Below are 13,236 nucleotides of genomic sequence, written 5' to 3' on the forward strand. Positions count from 1 at the left end.
GTCTCGTGGGCTCGGAGATGTGTATAAGAGACAGATTTTATAGGTCATTTATTGATGACAAAATCATCTGAAAATATTTATTGTTTGTAAATGGGAAAAATAGGATTGGAATAATAAATCATTCCCCCCTAGCCATCTTTCATCTTTTATGTTACTATATCCTTGAAACAAAAAGTTCATATCGCAGAAAGGCTTGTGGTGGATGATCGTACAAAGTACACTCTCAAAAACAATTTCTACCACAGGACAAAAGGCAGCATACGACAAAGCCTGCAAGAAACTTCTTTCAGAAAAGATCATACTTGCATGGATCATGAAAAGCTGCCTGCAGAATACCGGGACTGTACTGTTCAGGAAATCGCAGAGAAATACATAGAGGGGAAACCTCAGATATCAGAAATTGCGGTACATCAGGACGAACAGTTGGAAACAGCCCCAATGATAAAAGGACTGAACACAGAAGATAACAGTATTTGCGAGGAAACAATCACCTATGATGTCCGTTTTCATGCAGTTGCACCAGCCTCTGGGGAATTGATCCAGCTCATTATCAATATAGAAGCTCAGAAGGACTTCTATCCCGGCTATCCGCTTATAAAACGCAGCATCTACTATTGCAGCCGAATGATTTCTTCCCAATATGGGACTGAATTTACAAACTCCCACTATGAGAAAATCAAAAAAGTCTACAGCATTTTTATCTGCATAGACTCCCCGCAATACAGGAAAAATACAATTAACTATTATTCTCTGCAGGAGCAGAATATAGTAGGTAACGTACAAGAGAAAAAGGAAAATTATGATCTGATCACTGCTATCATCATATGTCTCGGCGACAAAAAGCATGAGGCAGATTCCGGGATTTTGAAATTACTGGAAGCACTGTTCTCTTCCGAACGGGATCCCGAAGAAAAAAAGCAGATTCTGCAGCAGGATTATAATATCCCGATGACAAAGAAATTGGAAGGTGAGGTGGCAGAAATGTGCAATCTGAGTGAAGGAATTGAACAGCGTGGAATTCAAAAGGGAATTCAGAAAGGACGATTAGAAGGACGATTAGAAGGCCAATTGGAAACCAGACAGGAATCCATCCAAAATCTGATGAAAAATTTAAAGCTTTCCATGGAGCAGGCAATGACTGCACTCGGAATTCCGGAGACGGAATGGGAGACGTATCGGAAGCTGAATAAAACCCATAATTAAAAGAAAGCAAGAGAACTTCCCGGTCAGATAGCGGGAAATTCTCTTGCTTTCTTTTTTATGGCAAACGCTTCATTACGTTAATTTGCAAAAGCATTCCAACTTGAGCCTTTTTCACAATATGAAACAAATCTCTACAGGAACTCAAGCCAGTTTGCAAAAGAGTTCGATAAGTATTTCTTTTTACCGTGCAGAGAAGCAACTCCTCTACACGGTATTATTCATAAAAATTTTAGACTATTTAGAAATATTTACCGGGGTCTGGTACCTTCATACTGGTACGCCCCTCTCCCCTTCACGCCCCTCTTTACCGGAGTCTGGTACCTTCATCTACCGGGTCTGATACTACTGCTTGACGCTTGGAAGAATAAACTCTGGAGCAATCTTAGCAAGGGTATAAATGATATCAGCATTCTGCTGCGGTTCAATTGTACCAGTTCCAGCACTGTTCAATATTTCTGCTGTAACAACAACGCGATAATTAGAGTAATAATGATTTAACTGTGAATCTTCTACATTATCAACACGAACCTTAAGCAAAATCCTTTGCGACAACACGTTTCCTTTAAAAACACTACTATTGTTGTTTATATTACCATCTTTCCAATAAGCTATTTGCGGAACAGTCCATGACCAGGTACTATCTTTATAATCCACCACTGGAGTTATTTCCTTGGTCGGGTCCTCCTTGTCCGGAGCTTTAGATTCCAACTCGATGTCCAGATAATCCGCAGCATCCGCTGTTGATGTCTGATATGTTTCTTTTGATTGATTCGTATCAGTATTCTTCGGCTGCAGACTCAGCGTAAATTTAATACCGCTAGAATTTTTCAGTGCATCATCCAAATTCTTCACATCCGACAAATTATAATATGCTGTCGTACTGATCTGCGAATATTTCTTCGTGGCATCATCCAGATTCTGTAAATCCAGAAGATTAATACCAAGCTGACTGATATCATTTGCTTCATAGGTAAGCTTTGCACCTGCTGGTTCTTCTCGATAATATGCAGTCTGCGTCTGCAGCTTTGTCGCACGGTTCGTACTGTAAGAAAGACTTTGAGCTTCTGTAGATAACTGCGAATAATAGGTAAGCTTTGTGAAATCCGTTGGCTGACCATTCTCTGGTTTCGATTCTGGAATCACATCTAAACCGGTTTCAGAAATTCTGGCCTCCATTCTAACTTCCACATAAAAAGTACTGTTTCTCGCAGAATCTTGAATACCCGCCGCTTTCACTAAATCTCGTACCTCGCGAAGGCTAATCATCTGCTTTTTATCTCCCTCTACTTTCATCAATGGTAATTCCATATTTCCGCCATCAGATATCCAAGAATAGCTGACAGCAACAGTTTCTGTATTACCTGCTGCTTCGCTCCAACCATTCCCATTATACTGATAATAAGTTTTTGCAGTTCCATTTTCCCTGTAAACATAAAAGTTTGCAGTTCCTTGCGTACCACTAGGAAACATTACGGCCTGCGAAACATTATTTACGGTTTTCTGAAGTCCTCCGACAAATCTCAGATACAACTGATCATACTCATTATAAATCTGATCAGTTGGGAATGCTATAGTATCTACTACATCAACCTTCACCTTTGAATCATCTACACTTACTTTTTTTGTCAGATCTACTATATTCTGTTCGTCAAGAGTATGTGTATATCCCTTTGAAATAACATATGTACTGGCAGTATTATTATGACTATCCACCGTTCCATCCTTTTTCAGGTAATAAATCTCATGTGGAATTTCACTTGTAATTTCGGTCTGCAGAGAACCATTCAGCGTTACATTTCCACTATTCTTAGGTACTGTTATAACTAAATAATAGTTTTCAGAAATTGAGCTTTTTGTTCCAGAATTTAAAGCACCTTCAGGAATTTTCATCTTATATTTTTTTTCTGAAATTTCGCCTTCCTCAGCTAATCTGTAATACTCGTATTCTCCCTTTGCATTTTTTATCCGCACGGTCGGCGCAGGATGAGTCTCGTTGGCAGAAGGCTCTGTCCCAGCTAATCTGCCATCACTCTCAACTTTAACAAAAATTCCATTTTCTTCTACTGTTACCTTCATCAATTCAGCCAAACTTGGCGCCTGATATTTAACACCGTCAGAACTTTCGAAGCTTTTAAGAGATATTTTATTATTTTCAGTACCAGTTACCGTGTAATAATATACTCTGTCATCCAGGCAATCCACTAGAGATAATTGTGTTCCTTTAGGAAGATAAACATCCCTGCCCAGCGCAAAATACAGCGCCTTATCCATAGGTTCTGCAACATTTCCCCCTGCTTCAATATAACTTTCCCATCCATAATCCGCAAAAGTTCCCTTTTTGCTGTTGTATGTATAAGTTAAATAACCTGAAATAGAACTTCCAAACCCTTCCAGAACATGGCTGGTACCAGTATAATCAGAACTTCTGAAATTTGTTCCATAACTTAATGTAGCTGTAAAATCCATTTCCAGCATACGACGGACAATAACCGGGACCATAATATTGTAATTATGCTCTTGATTGCTTTCATCCTTTTCCGTAAAAGTTACAGTCAAAAGTGTAAAGCGATTCTTTTCGTTATCATAATCCGTAGTAGTCACAAAACTGATTTTATTGTTTTCAGTTTTTACCTGAAGTGCTGCGTTTTCCTTCGTATCCCTTATAAAGTAGCCCTTCTCTGCATCATATACATATACAGCAGTACTTGCCTCTACATGTTTATTCTCATCAGAATTTAATTTATTTGCCTCAGAAAAACCTCCATTGGTTATTATATTTAAATAATCCATTACAGTTGTTGTATCACCATCTGAGACTTGCAATACCGGAAAATCCAAACTACTTTTAATAGGCTGATTGGCATTATAAGCAGAAATAGCTTTTGTAAAATCAAAGGAGCTTACATTTGTTTTTTTATACTTATAATGTCCATTCGCCTCAGCTTCCGGTAGATTATCCTTGAAAATATTCTCCGCAAGCACTCCAAAAGTGTCTGTGTCTGCATCCCAGGAAACACCGTCTCCATAAAGAGAAAGGGCAGTCGATTCACCGGTAGCAGTTGCTTTTGTGTTCACACATAACGAGCTTTTAGGACTAGTAACAACATACGGTTCACTAAGTTCATTTGCTGGCATTATTTTGTCTCCCGTCTCTCCTAGGGGAACCTGCAACAAGTTGGTATTACCAACTTGTTCAGCATTCAATGCAGATCCGGAATAATCAGCAAATGCGAAGTAGCTTTTTGAGGAAATATTATCAGTGCCGTCAACCTTATATAGCTTAATATCAGGATTTATACCTTGAAGACTAATCCCCGCTATATTAATATACTCAACAGCATTAGAACGCACATCGCCAAACAAAACACCTGTTTTAGATGGACCATCAAATGTTACATTTGCAATCAAAATATTTGATGCTGCAAAATTACCTCTTAGATTTCCTATAATTCCACCAACTTTATTCCATGTTTGTTTTCCTCCCACAACATTTGCATTTTGCGCTGCGCAATCAAATATATATAAAGCTCCAGTATTATTATTATCACTATCTCCTCCAAACGCTCCGACTCCCCATGCTTGCCCGGTAACATCCAGAAAGCGAACATTACTTTTTTTAATGCTAACTGTATTCTTATTATTAAAAATACCAAAAATTCCTCCGGCGCAACAGTACCCCTTCACTTCTGTCTTATCACTATCAGAACTGCCCGTTACAGCACAACTAGTAAAACTTGTTTTTATCTTTACGTTTCCGGCAATTCCTCCGGCAATTGCTCCATATATTTTACTGGATGTAATACTACAATTTTCAAAAGTCACTACACCGTGAGAAATAATACCAACAATACCACCTGCGCCCTGACTTCTGTCCTTGTCAGAAGCAGTTGCATGGTTCACTGTATTAATGGTTCCCTTTTCTAAATTACATTCAGTAAACTTATTTTCATTTCCTGAACCTTTTGCATATCCAACAATACCACCTGTTCCCATGCCCTTTCCTTTAGGTGTAGTAATTGCGGCTTTATCTGCTTTAGTCCCCTTAAACAGCACTCTGTTAATCTGATATTCTTTACCATCTATCATACCAATGAGACCACCTGCCCATCCAGAATCGGAAGTAGATGGCTTAGCTGTAATTTGGATATCTTGCAACACCGCTTTTCCAGTTGCTTTTGCATTAACTTTTATTTTCGTTTTTATGTATCCAAACACACCTCCTGCATAAATCGCAGCTTTATTCGTTCCAATCTTCGAACCATTACCAACAGTAATCTCATTATTCGTAACAAGAGTGCTTTCAATCTCTGTATCATTATTATCCAAATAGCCTACAAATCCGCCAACAGCGTTAAACGCATCAATTGTAATTCCATCATATTTAGAATCGATTATACTGATTCCAATAGAACTACGATTGTTAAGCTCAGGTTGCAAAAGCAATGCAATATCATATGGTCGGTAGTTGATAGGTTTCGTACTAGGCGCTTCTCTTCCAGAACTTCCAATTAAGCCACCAGCATTCACCGACCCTACAATATTCATGTTTTTTAATTCAACATTACTAAAATTAACGCTAGCACTACTTCTACTCGCTATTGCAGAAATACTGGATGTTGTCCCCGCAAATCCGCCGACATCCACATTATTTTTAAATGTGTACTCAGTCGCACTATCAACCTGATTTCCCGCAGCATCATAATACTGCAAAGAAACACCGCCAGAAACGACTCCCTTAGCATCTTTCTTACCCTGAAGGGCTAACTTCTGAATTGTACATGTTTTTTTAGTCTCAATGCGAAGTAAATTATATACTCCGCCAACAGCTGCTGCATGGAAATCATCATCTGCATACTCCTTTACCTGTGTATCCAGTGTCAGGCTGCTCTCATTACCGTTGAATCCCAAAAGCTGTGGCACAATCCCCTTAGCCTTCGCACTATCACCCTGGAGAATTGCATTTGATACATAACGGGCAGAAATCCCCTGATAACCGCTTCCGTAAATTGTCATATCATAGCCATCTTTGGTTAATATAATATTGACATTTTGATCACCGCCAAGATTAAAGCAACTACCATTTCCATATTTAGCAAGTAAATATGGCGGATTCTCTGAAGCAACCATATTTTGATCATCCGTTAATGAAAGCTCTACCTCTTCATCCTTTTGGCCAATTCCAATATGATTATAAGAAGCTCTTCTCACTTTTCCATATTTTCCGCCGAATTTATATGTTGTAGTTTTTGAATTTGCCGCATTGGCTGTATTGCTATAGGCATTGCTTATTCCATTTGATGCTGCACCACTGTTAACTACTGCAGACAAAATCAACAATCCCTGTCTATCTTGTACAGCTACTGTAGTTTCAGTTACTGTAGTTTCATCTACAGAAATACATGGATCCGTATGAGTTGTAAGAGTATTAATTTTATAATTTTTATCCGTATTTTCCATTCCAACTGTTGACTCATTAAATGCAAAACCATCTAATACTCTTCCCACATATGGATTGACATACATACTTTTATACGCATTAGCCACTACAGAAACATTATTTTCCGCAATCATAGCATCCGTCAAACCTGTTTTCGCATTTTTATTATTTTCAGCGCTCTCCATCCCACGGAAGATTACGCCTCCACCGCACACAGATCCAACATAGCCGCCTACAGGAATCAGATGTTTCTTTTCTCCTTCAATTTTTAGCCAATTTTCCGCAATTCTTACCGTAACATTATCAATAATGTTGTCTCCGCCCAGTATACAACCAATTACTCCACCGAAGCATACATCCTGATAGTAACTGGAAGTTTTGTCCCCATTATAAGTCAGTGTTTTCTGTTCCGTTACGCTTTCTGTTCCGGTTCCTCCATATACAATTGTCAGATTCCTTATAACGCTTCCGTAGCTATATGGAATCAAACCACTGCAGGTCCCACTGCCTTCCAAAATCAAAGTTGTTCCACTTGTGTTCGTGCTGGTGAGGACACCGCGGAACGGTCTAAATGAATTTCCAAAACCTCCAAAATTAGTCAGCTTCATCTGATAGGAATCAGATCTATCCTCCAGCTTTTCTCCCTTAAGATCATAAAATGCGTTTAGCATATACTGAAGCATAACATCATTGTCCAGCGGAGTGCCACTTATCACCTTCCACTCATTTTCCTCTTTTTCCACAGGATCCCAAGAGGTACCGTTATACTGATAGGAAATATCCCGTGCTGAATTTTCACAGAATTCAGTTTGATTTTTGGTAATTGTAACTCTCCAATCTTTACGTGCCTTACCAGTTGCCAGATACTCAGAGATAATCGTCATCTCGCTCTCTGATGTAATTTTATAAGGATGGCCATATGTACCACAACCATTCACAATATCAGCTACTCGCTGGTTAACTTTTATCTCATGATATAATCCTGAATAGCTCACATACACATATGGAAGATATGAAGAAAAACTAATACTAAAATCATTCTTTACGTCTTTAACAACCCCTTCTTCTTTTCCATGTTTATCTTCATCATAGTACCATTTTTGCTGCCCCAAATATTCTGTTGACTCAGAAATTTCCCTTCCATAAGTCACTTTATGGTGATCATATTTATCCTCTTTATAATCGTTCTCATAATAAAAATTATAAGTTGCAACGGAGGAAGATCCATCATGTCGGAACGATTCCAATAAAGTTGCGTGGGTAAAAATACCACCTGCTTCCTCTGCAGATTTATCTGGAAGTAAAATATTCAAAAATGATAAGTTAATCTGTGTCCCACTGTCCGAGCCCACATTTCCAATTAAGCTGGATGCCGCAGCAGTTCCTAATGTATACTCCTCGTGAGTCACTCCATTCACATCCAGATTCGTGTAGCTTCCAATGCTGTTAATAAAAAGAGGAGCATAATCGTTGCCACAATCATTAACAGCTAAGTTCTTGAATGTAACATCTTGTATTTCTACTGTAACCTGATACACCGTATTTTCTTTCTTTGAACCATTAACACTTCCAGAAAAAAGGACACCAGAACTATTGCCATAATTTACTTTTCCTACTGTTCCTGAAAAGCTGACCTCTTGCAAGCTTACCTCTGTTTTTTCATTTTTTCCATTCACATGGTTCAAAAACAGGCCGCAATGCATAGTATAATGCTGCGATTGTGAAGCGACATCCGATGCACTTGTGAGTTTATTAGTTTCCTTAGACTCACAGGTTTCAATTTCTTTGTTGTAAAATTTAATATCAGCATATTGTACAGTAACGCCGCCGTCCAGATTAATTGGATAGTAGCTGTATGTTTGCATATCAAGACTGGCATGGGTAGTTGAAGAATCACTACCAATCATTGATACATCATTCACTACATCATTTATCTTAATCTGAGGTGATGTATTTTCATATCTTGTCAAGTACTCTTTTATATTTGCAGCTGCATAACGGTGAGTGCTCCAAAGCACTAACTCTTGTGGCGTATCAATTCTACCATTGTTTTTCGCTGAATTTTTTTGCGCCTCTGCTAAACATTGCTCCAAATCATAATAATAACGACTGCAACTGTTTGTTTCATGTGAACTGCCATATGCGGTTCGATTTTGATAAGTTGTACACTTCTCCTTATCAACACCAACAGGTACACTAGTAGTTCCAGATGTTTGTAATTGTGTAGCTATGGAAATAACTCCATTTACTCCATTATTTGAAATCGTCGTGGCTGAGGCAGCTGTATATGCTACAAATTCATCAAAAGCGCCTGTTTTTGTAGAAGAAATATTTACATCCTTTCCAATTTTATAGGAAAACTTTTCTCCGTCATCCCAATATTCTGTCGTATCCAAAAACAAAGCACCTAATTCTGTACTTGTGTTATTTATAGTCTCATACGCTTTTTCTCCATGACACACTAACAATCCAATGTCTTCCCCGGCATTAATCGTAAATTTCTCCATATTAATTCCGTAAGCACGGATTTCCCAAATGCCGCTGGAACGATATGCCAGCCCACCAACGCTCTTTGCGTTAGGGGCATTAATTGCAGCATCTGTTATTTTCAATTTGGTATCAGTACCATCATTGCCGTTACGTTCTCCCATGAAGTATACTCCCACATGAGACCATATACTTCCCAACAAGCCACCGCAAACTTCACTTGCTTTAGAAGCATTAATTTTGAAACCATTGAACTCCAATTTTCTTATTTCCATCCAGTGATTTGCAGTCGCTTCACTTCCGCTATTATTTATAATTCCTATGAGACCACCCACATAAGCATACTTTTGTACATCACTGGTAATTTCACCCGTAACGGTTAAATCATTACATGCCAGTTTAAAGTAACTATTTTCAACCCGTCCAATTACGCCTCCTGCATATATTTTTGTATCGTTTGTATTTCCCCCTGCACTTTTTAAGTGTATTTTTGCACCAGCCTTTGTTCCATTTTCTATCTGCAAGGTTGCCTGTTCATTCGTAGCTATGCCACTGCCAAAAAAACCGCCTACTATCATGCCTGCACTGCCATTAATGTATGCCACTATATTTTCTGATGTAGTAACATTGTTGACAGTAATAACCTGATTTCCACCAGCTTCCCCGGCAGCAACTCCGCCAACGGTCATCTCATTTCCAGCATTACTTACATGAATTGCTCCGGCTATTTTAATATTTTTAATTTCCCCTGCAAATATTGCAAAGATTCCCTGATAGTTATGATAGCTGTTATAAGCATATACTCTTCCGCAACCCTCTTTATCATCAGTAGCCAAACTACTCTCCTGAAATCCAAATGTTTCGCCAATCGCAAGCGTTAATGTAGCCCCATTACTTGCAGAAAACACTCCAGAATATGCTAATTCCTTACTGTTATCGCGTGTCAGCCCATAAATGCCAGTTCCTGTTAAATTTATATCACTTGTGATGGTAATATTGCTCTTAAATAACAAGCCATAATTTTTAGTATTAATAACAGCTTTATTTGCACTAAAATACCCTCGCGAATTCCAGGCTATAGAAAGTAACGCAAAATCATCTGCTGACGATAAAGAAATCTCTTTAATATTACTCCATGCAACCGCTGGGTTTTTCAATACCACGTCATGTTCATTTGTTATTTGAATTAAGTTGTAGCTAAGGCCACCAGTACTACTGCTATCCTCCGATGATTTTAAACGAATAATTTGTCCATAAGTTCCTATATCATTAATGAAAGCGCTTGCCTTGGTAAAACTACTACGTTTATATGTCCATCCATTTCCATTTCCATCTCCTTTCGCATAAACTAAACCGCATTCGTTTTCTTTCACCAATTGTCCTACAATGCCATTGGAGCGCCCTTGAAAGTTTACATTTGTAAGATCTGTGCATCCAGATAATTCTAAAACACTGCCTTCGCCGGCATGTCCTAAAATTCCACCGCCTTCCCATAAACTGCTATCGTTGCTGTTTCTAGTATCTATTTTCACATTATATACTTTCATGATACTATTTTTGGTTAAGTATGCAGAGATTCCTCCAAACAAACTTCTCGCATGCGGATTTGTTATATTCACAGCCACATTATTAACTTCAAGATACGTAACATTTTCTTGATCATTATCTCCAATTCTTCCAATCAAACCACCGTGGTACATTGGTCTTGTTTCTCCTGTCGTATAAACAGAATTTACTTCTAAATTCTGAAGTACCAGTGCGCTTTCTTTTGCTGTACTGGTCAATTGTCCTGCAATTGCCCCGTACCCTTGTGAACGACCTCCGTCTTGTTTATATTTCGCATTAAATTCAGTCTTTGCTGTAGTATTATCCTCAGAACCAATCACATAACAAAGGCCTCCCTGAAGATTGAGCCTTCCGAAATATCCGCCGGAATTCCCCCCTCCCAACCCCCAGGCTCCATCTGCCCAGACAGTCGGATTAATGATTTTTATATACTGTGGAAAACTCTGATTAGTATCAACAATATCCGCATTTAAAGTATAATCACCAACAAAGCCGCCTACATGCGTCCAGCTCTTTCCGCCTACATTTGGCGTACTCACTTCAATGTCACTTTTCACACTATTAAATGTAACATTATCGGCTTTTCCCGCTATGCCGCCAGCTGCTCCATTAACAGTTTTAGTACCATCGCTTGTAATCGTAATTTGGGGAGAATCAATCGTAATTCCTGCATTCTCAGCAGTAACAATCTCTGAGTGTTCTTTCATTCTTCCCATAAGACCACCAGCAGTTCCAGTTCCTGCAGTTACCTTAATGACAGGTTTACTAAATTCGATCACTGCATTGACAGTTGTCTCGAACTTAGCTTTTTCCCCCAGACTTCCTACTAATCCACCAGCTGCAGTTGAACCATTTATTGTCACATTAGTAAAATTCAAGGCAGCTTTTACAGAAATTGATGCTGCAGTTTCTTCTGCATCGGGTTTTTCCACAATACCAACTATACCGCCAGCGTTTCCAGTTGTCGCAGTTATAGTCACACCTTCAAATTTAATCGTTGAATCCAATTCCAGTTTTGTATTTTTTTTCATTTCACCAATAACGCCGCCGGCATTTTGATTCGCTGATGTTATTTTTATTTCATTGCTTTCAGATGGAAACGCATAATTCCCAATATGAAGATTTCCACTTTCCAGTGTGTTACAGATCAATCCTGCATTACCGGAAACTGGAACTACATTTACCTTCACACCATCGGTATATGTGACAATATCTTTTTCAATATGTAAAGTCTGATTTTTAACGTTTTCCACTTCTTTTATCGTTCCGATCAAACTTCCCAACACTCCCGATGAGTCCCCGGTAATCTTAATTGCAGGAAGCATATGCCCAACGTCTTTAGTCTCATCAAACTGATATGTCCCAGCCAACATTGGTACCGTACCATCACCACACCAGGTAAGTGACAATATATTACCACCGTTCATTGAAATTACTGCCTTTGACGATAACCCTCCAAAAAAGGAGTACCCAACTTTAAAATTTGCCGGAACTACTCCTTTGATTGTTCCCTGAAAAGGATAATCTGCACTGCCAATTCCCTTATACTTGTACTCTACCCCTGCAGTTATTGTATCCTGAACAGTCATGCCCTGCTCACCTTCTGCTGAATCAGACATCATAGTAGCATCAACTATTTCTTCTGTATTATTATTCAGATCCTCCTCTGTCGTTTCAGCAGCTGCCTCCGCCTGCATCTCATCTTCAATAACTATATTGCCTTCCAAACTATTAGCTGCAGCTTCATCCTGCTGTACTGTTTCTTCCTGAACATCTATATTTTCATCCGCAGATGCAGCTTCCTGAACAGAAGTTTCATCCGCAGCAGAAGTTGCAACAGTAGAAAGCCACTCTGAAAGATCAGTATTAGCGGCTATTGGTTGGGTAATATCTATATCACCAGAACTAGAAAATTCTATAGTAATTCCCTGTATTTCTTTTGGATCACAATTTGAAAGCAGAATCAGGTCTTCATTTGATCGTATACTCATTACCGATTCTTTTTCTTTATAGTGTTTTAATTGGTTTAACCGTAATACTCCTGTAGCTTCTGCCTGTACAGAAGCCTGTCCATTCTCTTGCAGATCTGTCTCTTCCTTCTGAGTATCATCAGAAAACAAATCCTCCCCCTCTTGTTCTTCTGACACTTCAGAGGTAATCTCTGTCACTTGTCCATTATCTTCTGCACCACTAAAAAAGCCAGTTTCGTTATCATTTGACGAATCGGCTTCCATTGTATTACCCGTTTGTTCTCCGCCAAAGAAACCAGTTTCTCCTGCGGTATGCTCTTCTCCTTCGCTTTCACCCTCTCCAGATTCAGAAGCTTCAGGGACCAGACCATCCGATATTTCAATGCCGTTTTCTTCTGAATAAGTTTCCACCTCTTCCATGCTGGAAATTTCATCACTCTGATTTTCTGCACTGGCACTGATTTCTACTATGCCAGTCGGTATTGCGCATACTGTTAAACTCATTGTAAGAAGTGTTGCAAGAACCTGTTTATATTTTTTCACCAATGTCAACTCCTATGAAATTAATTTCTT

General features: G+C 38.9%; 2 protein-coding genes. One reads left to right on the forward strand and one right to left on the reverse strand.

Features of this window, described 5'->3' with window-relative positions:
* Positions 1-306: 306 nt before the first annotated feature.
* On the forward strand, positions 307-1,203 hold the full coding sequence (locus tag H8S54_RS16410; protein ID WP_021926169.1) for a PD-(D/E)XK nuclease family transposase: 897 nt from the start codon (positions 307-309) through the stop codon (positions 1,201-1,203).
* Positions 1,204-1,545: 342 nt separating this feature from the next.
* Here the strand turns inward: H8S54_RS16410 and H8S54_RS16415 are convergent, their stop codons facing one another.
* Positions 1,546-13,206 (reverse strand): hypothetical protein, encoded by an 11,661-nt coding sequence (locus H8S54_RS16415; RefSeq protein WP_186901848.1) that lies wholly within the window; start codon positions 13,204-13,206, stop codon positions 1,546-1,548.
* Between the last annotated feature and the right edge of the window lie 30 nt (positions 13,207-13,236).

Source organism: Blautia segnis, assembly GCF_014287535.1.
Classification (GTDB): domain Bacteria; phylum Bacillota; class Clostridia; order Lachnospirales; family Lachnospiraceae; genus Blautia_A; species Blautia_A acetigignens.

Excerpts from the sequence above, each read along its gene's own strand:
- H8S54_RS16410 (WP_021926169.1), top strand. The coding sequence starts at position 307 with ATGGATCATGAAAAGCTGCCTGCAGAATACCGGGACTGTACTGTTCAG.